Below are 13,522 nucleotides of genomic sequence, written 5' to 3' on the forward strand. Positions count from 1 at the left end.
CAGTTCATCAAGATGAGCCTGTTCACCGGCGCGACGACCGATTCGGCGTTCGTCGGTGGGTGGACCGTCTTCTACTGGGCGTGGTGGTTTTCGTGGGCTCCCTTCTCGGGCATCTTCCTCGCGAAGATTTCGTACGGTCGGACCATCCGGGAAGTAACGTTCGTCGGCGTCATCGCAACGACGCTGGCGACGGTTCCGTGGTTCCTCGTCATCGGCGGGATGTCGATGCGGATGCAGCAACTCGGTCAAGCGGACATCCTGGGCGTCCTCGCGAACTACGGTGGAAACGAAGCCGTCTCCGGCTATCCGTTGTTCGGAGCGCTTCCAGCGGGTGCTCTGATGGCAGGCCTGTTCTTCCTGTTGGTCATCACGTTCTTTGTCACGTCGGCCGACTCCTCGACGCTCGGCATCGCGATGCTGACCACCGGCGGGAAGGAGAGTCCCTCGGAACTCAACCGCCTCATCTGGGGCGTCCTTCAGGGACTCGTCGCCGCCGTCCTCATCGTCATCGGCGGCACGAACGCGCTCCAACAGGCGGCCATCATCACCGGCGGACCGGTCGCCATCATCGGTCTCATCGGCGTGTACGGTATGATAAAGGAGTTCAGCAGTTTCAAAGGACGCGTCCTCGTTCAGGAGGGGGCGTCCATCCGGGACGACGATACGCTACTCGGCGGTCGGAGTAGCAGTGGCGGCGGGACGAGTGGTGCGGCGTCCGTCCGTCCTGCCGAGAGTGACGAGGACGACTGACGTTCATCCCCTTCGAGCAGAACAGAAAAATTCCGTTTTCCCGACCTCGTTCTTTCACTCGTAAATCGGGAACTCCTGACAGAGACGGTTAACGTCTCCGCGCGCCCGTTCGAGGACGTCCTCGTCGTCGGGCGCATCCAACACGTCCGCAATCGTTTCTGCGACGGTTCGCATCGCCTCCTCGTCGAACCCGCGAGTGGTAACGGCGGGCGTGCCGATTCGGATGCCGCTCGTCACCATTGGCGATCGACTCTCTCCGGGAACGGTGTTCTTGTTGACGACGATGCCGACGCGGTCGAGTGCGGTTTCGGCCTCCTTTCCGGTGAGGTCCGGGTGTGAGTCACGAAGGTCAACGAGGACGAGATGTTTATCCGTCCCGCCGGAGACGAGCGAGAATCCACGCTCTCGAAGCACCGACGCCAGCGTTTTGGCGTTCTCGACGACCCGCGTCGCGTACTCTCCGAACTCGGGGTCGAGCGCCTCGCCGAATCCGGCTGCTTTGCCCGCGATGTTGTGCATGAGCGGACCGCCCTGTGCGCCCGGGAAGACCGCCGAATCGACGGCATCGGCGTGCTCCTCGTCGCACATAATGATGCCGCCCCGTCCCGCACGAATCGTCTTGTGCGTCGACCCGGTGACGAAATCGGCGTGCGGAATCGGGTTCGCGTGCTCGCCCGCCGCGACCAATCCCGTGATGTGGGCGATGTCCGCGAGATGGTAGGCGTCCACCTCCTCGGCGACGGCGGCGAACCGTTCGAAGTCGAACTCCCGCGGATACGCCGACGAACCGCTGACGATGAGGTCGGGGTCGAATTCCCGTGCGTGGGCAGCGAACTCCTCGTAATCTATATAGCCGGTTTCGGGGTCGACTTCGTACTGTTCGACCTCGTACAACTGCCCGGAGAAGTTCACCGAGTGGCCGTGCGAGAGGTGGCCGCCGTGACTCAGCGAGAGGGACAGGATTCGGTCGCCGGGGTCCAACATTGCGAAGTAAACGCCCATGTTCGCCTGCGTCCCGGAGTGGGGTTGCACGTTGACGTGCTCGGCACCCCAGAGCCGTTTGGCGCGTTCGACCGCCAACTCTTCGACGGTGTTCGCGTGCTCACAACCGCCGTAGTACCGGCCGCCGGGATAGCCTTCCGCGTATTTGTTCGTGAAGACGCTTCCCTGTGCGTTCATCACCGCCTCGGAGACGTGATTCTCCGAGGCGATCATCCCCAGCGTCGATTCCTGTCTGTCACGCTCGTTTTCGATTGCCGCTTCGACCGTCGAATTTCTCCCTTCGAGTTGCTCCGACATGTGTGAACAGATTACATACGCTGGCCGGCGTAGTTTTTCGGGTGTCTCACGCCGGATGTTTTTGAAGGTCGGCGAGACGAATGGATCCTTCCGTCTCTGCTGTGGACATTCACGTTCCACAACGTTCCACACCCGTCTTCATCACCTCGTCACCCGCCGGTGACACAGAACGAAACGATTGTCTCGAAGACGGATTCCGGCCGAATTATTTCCAAGTTTCTTTTAAACATGTTACTGTCCACAGACGCGATTATATGTGGCTTTGCGTTCGTGAATAACGCGAGGTTGTATACCAAATGTCAATGGACGCCGTAGTTTACAAGGGCGAACACGAGGTTGCCGTGGAGGAAGTCGAGGAACCGGAGATAGAGAACCCCAACGACGTCATCATCGACGTCACGACGACCTGTATCTGCGGTTCTGACCTCCACATGTACGAGGGGCGGACGGCGGCCGACTCCGGCCTCGTCTTCGGACACGAACCGATGGGCATCGTCGACGAGGTCGGAGAGGGCGTCGAATCCCTCTCGGTCGGCGACCGCGTTTCGATTCCGTTCAACGTCGCGTGTGGGTTCTGCGAGAACTGCGAGAACGGGTACACGGGCTTTTGCCAGACCGTGAACGACACCGGGAGTGTACCGGCGGGTGGCGCATACGGATACGTCGGCATGGGTCCGTACAAGGGCGGGCAGGCGGACCGCATGCGCGTACCGTTCGCGGATTTCAACGCGCTGAAACTCCCCGACGGCGACGAACACGAGGACGCCTTCGCGTTGCTCGCGGACATCTTCCCGACGGGATGGCACGGAACGGAACTGGCGAACCTTCAACCCGGCGAGTCGGTCGCCATCTTCGGCGGTGGCCCGGTCGGGCTGATGGCCGCCTACAGCGCCAAAATCAAAGGTGCATCCGAAATCTACGTCGTCGACCGTGTGGAGAGCCGCCTCGACCTCGCCGAAGAGCACTGCGATGCGACGCCCATCAACTTCGAAGAGGGCAACCCTGTCGAACAGATAATCGACGAACATGGTGGCGAAGTGGACAAAGGCGTCGATGCGGTCGGCTATCAGGCGGTCGACCCGGACAAACAGGCCGACGATGCGTACGATCCGGCACGGGAGAACCCCGCGGTCGTTCTCAACCAACTAATCAGGACTGTCCGTCCCACCGGTAAGCTCGGAATCATCGGGTTGTACGTCCCGGAGGACCCCGGCGCACCGGACGAGATGGCGGCACAGGGCCGTCTCGGTATCGACTTCGGAAAGCTCTTCGAGAAGGGCCAGCGCCTCGGCACAGGCCAATGTAACGTCAAGGAGTACAACCGGGAACTCCGCGACCTCATCATTTCCGGCCGTGCCGACCCCAGCTTCGTGGTCTCGCACCGCGTCGGGTTGGAAGAAGCTCCCGAGATGTACGACCGATTCGACGACCGCGAGGAAGGGTTCACGAAAGTATTGCTCGAACCCTGAACCGGCGTTCGGTTCCGTCGTCACATCACTTTTCATTCGACCGTTTTCCCGCACAATCGCGTTCTCCAACCGCGTTTCTCCCCGTCCCGCTCGACGACGCGGTGTAACTGATATTGATTACATTTTCCCCGAAAACCTGATTTGCGTAACCTCATTTAATGGTGTTTCTATACCCTGGTGAATCGTTATTCCCTTCCTCCATGGAATTATTCCCGATGGAATCGATTTCACTTTCCGAAGCCAAGACGCTCATCGAAGCCGCAGAACAGAAAGCGAACGAAATAGAGAATCCGATGGTAATCACGGTTGCGAACGACGAAGGAAACCTCGTCGCCCAACATCGGATGGACGACGCGTGGCTCGCGTCGGTGAACATCTCACGGAATAAGGCCTACACGGCCGCCGCCCTGGAGATGCCGACGCACAAACTGGCCGAAGCGTCGGAACCGGGGAACTCGCTTTACGGGCTCCAGACGACAGACGACAACCGAATCGTCGTCTTCGGCGGCGGCTATCCCCTCGAACGTGACGGGGAGGTCGTCGGTGCGTTCGGCGTTTCCGGCGGCGCGGTCGAGCAGGACCGCGAAGTAGCCGAGGCGGGCGTCGAGGAGTGGAACCGGAATAACTGACGGGCAACCGCCGAGACGTCGGAACAGAAATTGTACTATTTTATACCGTGAGCTACGGCCGCGGGGCGGCCTTTTGCAGTGCCGCCTCGGCTATGTTGCCACCGTAGTCGGCACACCGCGACAGGGAGTCGATGCTCAGTCGGAGTTGCTGGGCTTGGTGTGGACCGAGGTCGCGGAGGTGGTCATCGATAGCGCGGCCGTGCCGGTCAACTTCCGAAACCGCGTGGCGAGCCTCGTTCGCCAGTCGAACAGCGTTTTCACGGTCGTCGGCGAGGAGGGCCTCCGTGGCGGTCTCGATGATGCGTTCCGCCTCTTCGTGGAGTTCCACGACCGATGTCGATACGGGTTCAGGGATAGAATCGAGTTCGACGGAGACCTGACCGATCTTCGCCGCGTGGTCGGCGATGCGCTCAAGTTGGCGAGCGCCGGTAAAGAGGTCGAAACAGACCTCTCGTGGGATGTCGAGTTCCTCGACCGCAGCGGGCGTTCGGAGCGTCTTTCGGAACAGCCGTGAGACGACGAACCACAGTCTATCGACGTCGTCGTCGCGGTCGATAACGTCCCGCGCGAGCGCGTCGTCGCGCTCAGTGAGTGCGCGTATGGCATCTTTCAACATTTCGCGGGCGATGACGTGCATCCGCTCGACCGCGTTGGTGAGCGAAAACTGGGAGGAGTCGAAGAGAACTTGCACGACGAACGTTCTGTCCCCCTCTTTGATCACCTCGAAACCGGCGAGCGTCCGCGTAGCCGTGCGGATGGCGCGTCGGTCGTCGCCCGTGATACGGCTCGTTTCGACCGTGATGACGTCGAACCCGCTTACGTACATGGCGATCACGGAGCGAACGAGTTCGTCACCGCTGCAACCGGTACCGTCGAGTTGGCCTTCAAGCGCTTCGTTGCGGTGATTCGGCGTGAGGATGAGTGTGTACTCGTCCGGGTAGATGCCGAGTGCACTGCCTTCCGATACCTCGTTTTCCGTCGCCCATCCCTTTGGAAGGGAAACGGTGTACGTCGACCCGCCTGTGATCTGCACTTTCCGTGTCTCCATATCCCTACACTCTCAATGAAGACTATAAAAACTTCTCAAAATATATATTCCATTCAAATATATAGTCATATGGCTATATTGGATACGATATTTTGAGATATCTTCTATTTGGCTTTCCGTCGTATCTCGGCCATCTCTGTTGCGACTCTTCACGGAGTAATCCTTGGGACGAATCGGGGACGACGTGTTCATTCCGGCCGAAATTCGTCGACGTGGTCCGCGACGAACTGTCGAACCGTTCGTGGCGGTCGGCCGAGCACGGCCGCGACATCGTTCGTCGTCCGCCCCGACAGGCTGAGGCGGATAATGGAGTATTCCACCGTCATAAACGCGACCATCGGTGTGGGAACGCCCCTCCGATACATGTGCCGGGCGAAGGCGAGACGCGAGGGTCGTGCGTACGTCACTCGTCGGTCGAGGACGTCGCTAAACGCGTCGGCGACCGCGGCGAAGTCCACCGCCTCGGGACCGGTGAGGTCGTACGTCCGGTTCCCGTGGCCGGGGGCGGTCAACACCGTCGCCGCTACCGCTGCGACGTCCCGTGCGTCGACGAAACTCACTACGCCGTTTCCTGCCGGGATAAATATCTCGTCGCGTTCGACGATTTCCGGCCGATGAATCCCGCTCAAGTTTTGCATGAAGTAGGAGGCTCGAAGGAACGTCCACGTCATATCGGTCCCCGCCAAATGCTTCTCAACGCGACGATGGGGGAGTATCGGCAGTTTCTCCGCACCGAGAATGGAGAGATAAGTTACATGATCGACTCCGACGCGTCCGGCGGCATCAGCAAATCGTCGAACCGACGCGACGCCGACAGTCGGCGGAATGAGAAGGAACATCCGGTCGACGTCTTCGAGGACGGCACCCCACGTCTCAGGACGATGTAGGTCGAACTCGACGTACTCCGGTCCGTTGCCGAGCCGTTCGCGTGCCTTTGACGGCGCCCTCGTTGCGACGCGAACCGTTACGGGATTGTTCGAGAGCTGTGCGACGAGCGAGCGACCGACGGTTCCGGTCGCTCCAGTGACGAGAACACGGTGTTCGCCGGTCTTTTCGTTCATCGGCATAGAATATCGATATCGATGATACGAACGCCAAAGGTAATTACGGCGAACCACCTCGAATAAAATGGTTTGAGACGCCGGGGTATCTCGTCATCGCGAAAGATCGAAGCTCTTTCGCGCGTCCTCGTGACAATCGGACTGTCCCAACCATATAAAAGTCTACATTATTGCACCACTATCGTTTCATATAAATCTCGAAGGAAGTGCTTCGATGAGTTTTCAGCGTTACAGTTCGAGGACGATCTCCCCTTCGCGTGACGTGACTGGCTCAGTTTGTGTGCCACCCTCACCGCGTCCAGCGAGAACACGTGGCCGACGCGAACATCCACGATTCCCGTATCGATGAGTCGGGAGAGGGTGCGTAGCTGCTCCGGTTTCCAACCGAGGATGGAATACGAACCATCGGACCTGTGTTCGTCGATCAGCGCCGTTACCTCCTCGGTGAGTGGACCGGGTAGCTTCAGCGAAAACGTACGCAGAATCGACTCCCCCAACTCAAAACCAGACAGATAACCCCCATATATGATAATAATAGAAATTGATAGAGCTAGCGCTACCAGATAATAGATTCGGGACGGGAAAAATCTTAATAGAACACATAAAAGAAGTCGCCCAACGTTCGTATGAATGTCTTCACAGTACTCATTGACGGCGACCAGATCGAATCCACCTCTCGGAGAGGTTACAATCAATTAAAGTTCCCCAGAGTCATCTCCCGAAACCACGGCGAAATACGGACAGTACAGCAAGGAGATAATACGAGGGCACCGACCCAGACTAGATTATTTGGACCACCGACCAACCATCCTTGACTTTGCCAAGTGGACCACCGTGGAGAAAAGGAGATAACGGGACATCCCTCATCGATGGTCACCCAAAACTTGGTCGAGGGAGCATCGTCCAAGCCTCACGCTATCCCACTCAACGAATAACGATTCTCGGTTCAACGAACAGATTGTTTACGCGTCTAGTCACACCTCGAATCGCACAGGGACCCGAAAATCAAAGGTGGAGTATACTATAATGATTAACAACCGATGGCACTGAATGAACGAGGGGGAGAGAAGGACAGTGGAGCGTCCGCTTTCGACGGCCGAGCCGACTATGATTTCGTCGCCAGCGATGTCGAACGGCCGAATCTGGTCGACGACCTTCGGCAGAGAATCGCGGGCGAAGTTCGATTCGACATCTATACCCGACAATTGTACGCGACAGATGCATCCGCCTACGAAGTGACGCCGATTGGCGTCGTCTTTCCACGAAATACCGAGGACGTATCCGCGGTGATGCGTTACTGTGCCGACCGGGAAATTCCCGTTCTCCCTCGCGGTGGTGGAACGAGTCTCGCGGGACAAGCGGTCAACGAGGCCATCGTCTTGGACTTCACACGACACATGGACTCGGTACTTGAGGTCGACCCTGATTCTCGGTTGGCGCACGTACAGGCGGGGACAGTACTCGAAGACCTCAATCGACAACTCGCCCCCGAAAACTTGAAATTCGCTCCGGACCCGGCCTCTGGGGACCGAAGCGCGGTTGGTGGCGCTATCGGGAACAACTCGACCGGTTCACATTCCCTGAAGTACGGAAAAACGGACGCGTATATCGAATCCTGTGAGGTCGTACTGGCGGACGGGACTATCGCGACGTTCGGCGAGATAGACGTTTCGGAACTGCGGGAACGGGCCGACCACGATTCCGACGATCTACTCTCACAGATCTACGCGTGTGTTCTCACAGTTATTGATGAACAAGCTAAGGAGATCGAAACACGTTATCCCTCTCTCAAGCGCAACGTTTCGGGATACAATCTCGACCTGTTGCTCGAAGAGGCTCAAACCGGAACGGTAAACCTTGGACGACTACTGGCAGGGAGCGAGGGTACGTTGGCGGTCGTCACGGAAGCAACGGTCTCGCTCGAACGAGTCCCGGAGACCAAAGCGATCGCCCTACTGACCTACGACCGACTACACGATGCCGTCTCCGACGTTAACCACGTGCTTGCGCACGACCCTGCGGCGGTCGAACTCATCGACGATATGCTCCTCGAGCTGGCGGGAGAAACCCCGGAATTCGCGGAGGTAGTATCGCTTTTGCCGTCGGGAACCACTGCCGCCCTGCTCGTTGAGTTTTATGCGAAGAATGAGCAGGACGGTCGTGAAAAAACCCAATCCCTCATCGAGGACCGCGTTCGAAGCGAGGCCGGAAACACTCGAACCGCTGGGGATGGTAAAGCGGAAACGACACGCGAAGAACGATATGCTCGAAGCGCATTAGAGGCTCACGACGCCGACCAACGAGCGACGTTTTGGAAGATGCGAAAGGCAGCAAATCCGATCCTGCTCTCTCGTACTTCGAACGCCAAACACATCAGTTTCATTGAAGACTGCGCCATTCCGGCTGAGCACCTACCGGAGTTCATCGACCAGTTTCAGGATATCCTCGAGGAGTGGGACACGTTTGCCTCCTTCTATGGCCACGCCGGGCCTGGTGTGTTACACATTCGACCGCTAATCGACACGAAGTCTGCAGGCGACCGTGAGGCGATGGTCGCTATTTCGGATGCCGTGACAGACCTCGTCGTGGAGTTTGATGGAGCAGTCTCCGGTGAACACGGCGACGGTCGCGCCCGCACCCAGTGGAATCGGAAGCTCTACGGCGAATCACTCTGGGGGACGTTCCGCGAGCTGAAGTCGGCTTTCGACCCCGATTGGCTCCTCAATCCAGGGCAAGTCTGTGGCGACGTCGACATGGCCGAGAATCTTCGATTCGACGGCACATACGATTTCGACCACGGGGTCGAACCGAGTCTCAACTGGGAGAACGAGAACGGCTTTCAAGGAATGGTCGAACTCTGCCACGGCTGTGGCGGCTGTCGCGGCGGGCAGGAGACGACCGGTGGCGTCATGTGCCCCACGTACCGCGCGGCGGACGAGGAAATTACGAGCACACGTGGACGAGCAAACATGCTCCGACAGGCTATGAGTGGTGACCTTCCCGACGATCCAACCGATGAGGAATTCGCCACGGAGGTTTTGGATCTCTGTATCGGGTGTAAGGGCTGTGTAAGGGACTGTCCGAGCGGCGTCGATATGGCGAAACTCAAAGCTGAAGTTACTCATGCACGTCACCAGCGTGACGGTGCCAAGATTCGTGATAGGATGTTCGCCAACGTCGACAACCTCGCTCGCTTCGGGAGTCTAACCGCGCCGGTCTCGAACATCCTTCCGAAGCTCCCCGGCGCTCGACAGCTCATGGAACGCTTCTTCGGAATTGCCCGTGAGCGAACGCTACCGACGTTTGAGCGGGAGACTCTTCAACAGTGGTTTCGTGAACGGGGAGGATCACAGGTTCCTCGGACCGACGCCGAGCGACGAGTGGTCCTCTTTCCCGACACGTACACGAATTACAGCCATCCCGGCGTTGGACGGGCCACGGTACGGATACTCGAGGCTGCGAATGTTCACGTCGATATCGCGGATCGAACCGATAGTGGTCGACCTGCTCATTCGAAGGGATTTCTCGATAAGTCGCGCCGGACGGCAGCCGAAAACGTGGCGGCACTCGTCCCACGTGTAGAGGATGGGTGGGATATCGTTCTCGTCGAACCCTCGGATGCCGTGATGTTCCAGTCGGACTACCTCGACTTACTCTCGGGGACGGCGGTCGAATCCCTCGCGGAAAATACATATGGCGTCTGTGAGTATCTCGACGTATTCGGGTTGGACGAATCCATCGACTTCGAAGCGCCGTCGATCGAGCTCGCGTACCACGGTCACTGCCATCAGAAAGCGACGAAGAAAGACCATCACGCGGTTGGTGTCCTCCGACGCGCGGGATACCCCGTTACTCCCATCGACTCTACCTGCTGCGGCATGGCAGGGACGTTCGGATACGAGGCCGAGCACCACGGCATGAGCCTAGCTATCGGTGGGATTCTCAAAAATCAGCTTACGGACAGTCCCGGGGATGTCGTCGTCGCACCGGGGGCGTCCTGTCGGACGCAACTCGGAGACCTGGATACGGATATGCAGGGTCATGACCGGATACACGACGACGAACAGGGACCCCCGACGCCGATTCAGGCACTCGTGGCTGCTCTCACAGAGTGAGTATACGCGCGGTTCGGTCCAGATTTTCGCTCGGAGGTCGCCCAGCGTTCGAAGGATCCTACCCTGAGAACCCCTCTCGACCGGTCATTCGATGGCGTATCCGAGGGCGTCGGCCGCCTTGTTTCCGGCCCCGGTGTTGATGATGAGAATTTCATCGTCTTCGTCGAATCGTCCTTCTTCCGCCATCTGCATGGCCGCGGCGAGGGCGGCACCGGGTTCGACACACATCTCTACGCCCGCATGCCGTGCCCCAGCCAAAGCTCCCTCGAGTGCTTCGCTATCGGAGACGGCCACACCGGTCCCACCGGTTTTGTACACCGCTTCGAGCATCCACGGCGAGGCACCCGGATCGGGAACCTCGATGCCTCGACCGATAGATTCGGGAGATTCCCAAGCGTCGTGCTCTTCACGACCGTTCTCTATGGCTTCGACGACGGGGGCACAGCCACTCGACTGGGCAACGTGCAGGCTCGGAGGGGTCTCATCTTCGAGCCAGCCCAGTCGTGACAGTTCCTGATAGGCCTTCCAGATGCCGATCAAACCGACGCCCCCACCGGTGGGATAGAATATCTCGTCGGGACCGTCCCAGTCGAACTGCTCGAAGATTTCGAGTCCCATCGTCTTCTTCCCCTCGTGTCTGAAAGGCGTCTGGAATGTCGCGACGGTGTACCAACCGTGTTCATCTCTCAGTTGCCCGAACGTCCCGCCCGCCTTGTCGAGTTTTCCGTCGACTAGATGGAGGTCCGCCCCATGGGCCTCCACCATCGTCTTTTGAATATCGTTCGATTGGTAGTTAAGCACGACGTGGCAATCCATTCCGGCCCGAGCGGAGTAGGCCGATGCGGCCTGCCCGGCGTTTCCGGCCGATGGAATTGCCACCTCCTCGATGGCCTGCTGAGACGCTCCAGAGATGGATGCCGAGGCTCCACGGTCTTTGAACGTGTTCGTCGGATTCTGTCCCTCGTCTTTAATCGCCACGCGGGCGACACCCATCTCCTCTGCGAGTTCGGGGCAGTCGACGATCGGGGTGTTTCCTTCCCCCATCGATACGATGTCGTCCGTATCGAGAATCGGGAGCAGTTCCCGGTACTTCCACATCGACCCATTTCGGGATTCGACCTCCGCACGTGAGACGTTGATGTCGTCGTAGTCGTACTTCGGGTCGAGGATACCCCCGCACTCAGGGCAGGGGAATTCGGTGTGTTCCAAGTCGTATGTTTGGTTACAGTCGTAACACTCAAAGTGGCTAACGAGGCTGTTAGTTCGGGTCACGGTAACGAAGTTTGATCTATCGTGCTAGATAAAAAAGGTACGGGTTGATGATGATTTCCGCCGCTGAGGTTTTAATAGACTGCGTCCAATGACTGTATGCATGAACCTCGAAACAGCGATCAGTAATGGCTGTGCCCGTAATTGGGAGTCAGTCGACGCCGATGACGTCGAACCGGTTCGGTTCGCTGTAATCGGACTCGGCTGGTTTACCAAGGGGCGCGCTCTGCCCGCGCTAGAAAAAAGCAGTCGTTGCGAACCGACAGTATTGGTTAGCAGTACCGCTGAAAAGGCTGAACGTATCGCGGCGGATACGAGCGGGGAAGTCGATGGGATAAGCTACGAGGAATTTCACGACGGTAAATCCCGTACCCGATACGATGCAGTCTATATCTGCACGCCGAACGCCCTCCATCTCGAATATGCGACTACCGCGGCATCCTTCGGAAAGGACGTTCTCTGTGAGAAACCAATAGAACGCAGCAGTGACCGTGCACGGTCCCTCATCGAGACATGTGAAGCGGCCGACGTCGAGCTAATGGTCGCCTATCGGATGCACACGGAACCAGCGGTCCGACGTGCACGAGAACTCGTTGCGGATGGTTTCATTGGAAAACCGATGGAGGTTCGCGGGGATATGTCCCAGCGGTTACTGGACCGTGTGAATCCCGACACCGGGCAATGGCGACTCGACGAGGAACTCGCCGGTGGCGGTGCGCTCTTCGACATCGGTATCTATCCGCTAAACACAGCTCGCTTCCTCTTGGACGACGACCCAGTGGCCGTCACGGGGAGAACCGCGAGCACTCACACCGCTTTCGACGATGTGGATGAGACGGTGTCGTTCACGCTGGAATTCCCCGACGAAGTCTTCGCGTCCTGCTATGCCAGTCATAACGCCCGCCAGTCCAGCGGTATCACCGTTACTGGGACTGAGGGACAGGTTCGAATCGAACCTGCGTTCTTTCAGGATCAGGTGCGTCAACTCCACATTTCTCGGGGTGACGGCCGGTCGTCCATCGAACTCACAAAGATTGATCAAATGCTCGAGGAATTCGACTACTTTGCCGATCGCGTGCGTGGCAACGCATCGATCCACCCCGACGGTAAACACGCCCTCGTCGACATGAGGGCGATGGAGGCTGTATACGAGTCGGAAGCCGAGCGGACGTGGGTTTCCATCGAATAGTCGTCGCCGTCCGGCTATGCAAGTCGTCTTAGGCGTTGAAGCCCTGATGGAAGCCAACGAGTTTTTGACGCGAAAAGTGCTTGACGGCGTACTTGATGCCTTCTTTTCCCACGCCAGAGTCCTTGAATCCACCGTACGGCATATGATCAGCACGGAATCCGGAGACGGTGTTGATGTTGACACCCCCCGCGTCGATTTCGTCAGCGGCGCGCTTCGAACGGTCGATGTCTTGCGTGAACAGACCCGCCTCGAGTCCATAGTTCGTATTGTTGGCCTCTTCGATCGCTTCGTCGAAATCCCCGACAGAGATAACCGGAACGAGCGGCCCAAACGTCTCTTCAGTAGCGGCAGGCATCTCCGGCGTAACATCGGAGAGAACGGTGGGTTCGAAAACGCGCTCTCCAAGGTCGTCCCCGTAGGAACCACCACACTCTACGGTTGCACCTTGCTCGACGGTCGCCTCGAACAACTCGACTACCGTTTCGAACTGGTCGTCGTCGACCATCGAGGCGATGTCGGTTTCCTCGTCAAAGGGGTCGCCGACAGTCAGCGATTCGGCGGCGGTGACCAATGCGTCGATGAGATCCGCTTCGATGGTGTCGTGGACGAGGACGCGTTCGACGCTGTTGCACACCTGCCCCGCATTCGAACAGGCGCCGCCAACGATTTGCGTCGCTGCCTGCTCGATATCGG

General features: G+C 58.5%; 11 protein-coding genes. 5 read left to right on the forward strand and 6 right to left on the reverse strand.

What is annotated here, in order from left to right; translation table 11 throughout:
• On the forward strand, positions 1-750 hold a 750-nt coding region (locus BG842_RS02990; RefSeq protein ID WP_175424066.1), incomplete at its 5' end, for a BCCT family transporter.
• 54 nt (positions 751-804) lie between these two features.
• On the opposite strand, the gene glyA is transcribed toward BG842_RS02990, so the two are convergent.
• Positions 805-2,049: a serine hydroxymethyltransferase gene (gene glyA, locus BG842_RS02995; protein ID WP_069449622.1), complete on the reverse strand. Its 1,245-nt coding sequence runs from the start codon at positions 2,047-2,049 to the stop codon at positions 805-807.
• Between the two features lie 302 nt (positions 2,050-2,351).
• On the opposite strand from glyA, the gene BG842_RS03000 reads away from it, so the two are divergent.
• A complete protein-coding gene (locus BG842_RS03000; protein WP_069449623.1) occupies positions 2,352-3,518 on the forward strand; it encodes a glutathione-independent formaldehyde dehydrogenase in 1,167 nt (388 codons plus the stop codon).
• A gap of 200 nt (positions 3,519-3,718) precedes the next feature.
• On the forward strand, positions 3,719-4,147 hold the full coding sequence (locus BG842_RS03005) for a heme-binding protein (protein WP_069449624.1): 429 nt from the start codon (positions 3,719-3,721) through the stop codon (positions 4,145-4,147).
• Positions 4,148-4,199: 52 nt separating this feature from the next.
• Here BG842_RS03005 and BG842_RS03010 read toward each other — a convergent pair whose 3' ends face one another.
• The 3 genes from BG842_RS03010 to BG842_RS32925 all read right to left on the reverse strand — a co-directional run bounded on the left by BG842_RS03010 (position 4,200) and on the right by BG842_RS32925 (position 6,951).
• Positions 4,200-5,195 carry a phosphate uptake regulator PhoU gene (locus BG842_RS03010; RefSeq protein ID WP_069449625.1) on the reverse strand — a complete coding sequence of 332 codons (996 nt, stop codon included), beginning with the start codon at positions 5,193-5,195 and terminating at the stop codon, positions 4,200-4,202.
• Positions 5,196-5,383: 188 nt separating this feature from the next.
• On the reverse strand, positions 5,384-6,256 hold the full coding sequence (locus tag BG842_RS03015) for an NmrA family NAD(P)-binding protein (protein WP_069449630.1): 873 nt from the start codon (positions 6,254-6,256) through the stop codon (positions 5,384-5,386).
• Between the two features lie 167 nt (positions 6,257-6,423).
• A complete protein-coding gene (locus tag BG842_RS32925) occupies positions 6,424-6,951 on the reverse strand; it encodes a zinc-binding dehydrogenase (RefSeq protein ID WP_069449626.1) in 528 nt (175 codons plus the stop codon).
• A 345-nt stretch (positions 6,952-7,296) separates the two neighbouring features.
• Between BG842_RS32925 and BG842_RS03025 the strand changes: the two genes are divergently transcribed.
• Positions 7,297-10,371, forward strand: a complete 3,075-nt coding sequence (locus tag BG842_RS03025) for an FAD-binding and (Fe-S)-binding domain-containing protein (RefSeq protein ID WP_069449627.1) — start codon at positions 7,297-7,299, stop codon at positions 10,369-10,371.
• 84 nt (positions 10,372-10,455) lie between these two features.
• On the opposite strand, the gene BG842_RS03030 is transcribed toward BG842_RS03025, so the two are convergent.
• Positions 10,456-11,643 (reverse strand): threonine synthase, encoded by a 1,188-nt coding sequence (locus BG842_RS03030; protein WP_069449628.1) that lies wholly within the window; start codon positions 11,641-11,643, stop codon positions 10,456-10,458.
• A 100-nt stretch (positions 11,644-11,743) separates the two neighbouring features.
• Between BG842_RS03030 and gfo6 the strand changes: the two genes are divergently transcribed.
• Positions 11,744-12,829, forward strand: coding sequence for a D-xylose 1-dehydrogenase Gfo6 (gene gfo6 / locus BG842_RS03035; RefSeq protein ID WP_069449631.1), 1,086 nt, complete (start codon positions 11,744-11,746; stop codon positions 12,827-12,829).
• 28 nt (positions 12,830-12,857) lie between these two features.
• Here gfo6 and BG842_RS03040 read toward each other — a convergent pair.
• Positions 12,858-13,522: aldehyde dehydrogenase (locus BG842_RS03040; RefSeq protein ID WP_139136003.1), on the reverse strand; the 665-nt coding region annotated here is incomplete at its 5' end.

The organism is Haladaptatus sp. W1, assembly GCF_001723155.1.
Lineage (GTDB): Archaea > Halobacteriota > Halobacteria > Halobacteriales > Haladaptataceae > Haladaptatus > Haladaptatus paucihalophilus.

What these genes read in the sequence shown, in the direction of transcription:
- BG842_RS03000 (WP_069449623.1), top strand. Translation starts at nt 2,352, where the DNA reads ATGGACGCCGTAGTTTACAAGGGCGAACACGAGGTTGCCGTGGAGGAA.
- BG842_RS03005 (WP_069449624.1), top strand. Translation starts at nt 3,719, where the DNA reads ATGGAATTATTCCCGATGGAATCGATTTCACTTTCCGAAGCCAAGACG.
- BG842_RS03010 (WP_069449625.1), bottom strand. Translation starts at nt 5,195, where the DNA reads ATGGAGACACGGAAAGTGCAGATCACAGGCGGGTCGACGTACACCGTT.
- BG842_RS03025 (WP_069449627.1), top strand. Translation starts at nt 7,297, where the DNA reads ATGGCACTGAATGAACGAGGGGGAGAGAAGGACAGTGGAGCGTCCGCT.
- gfo6 (WP_069449631.1), top strand. Translation starts at nt 11,744, where the DNA reads ATGAACCTCGAAACAGCGATCAGTAATGGCTGTGCCCGTAATTGGGAG.
- BG842_RS03015 (WP_069449630.1), bottom strand. Translation starts at nt 6,256, where the DNA reads ATGAACGAAAAGACCGGCGAACACCGTGTTCTCGTCACTGGAGCGACC.
- glyA (WP_069449622.1), bottom strand. Translation starts at nt 2,049, where the DNA reads ATGTCGGAGCAACTCGAAGGGAGAAATTCGACGGTCGAAGCGGCAATC.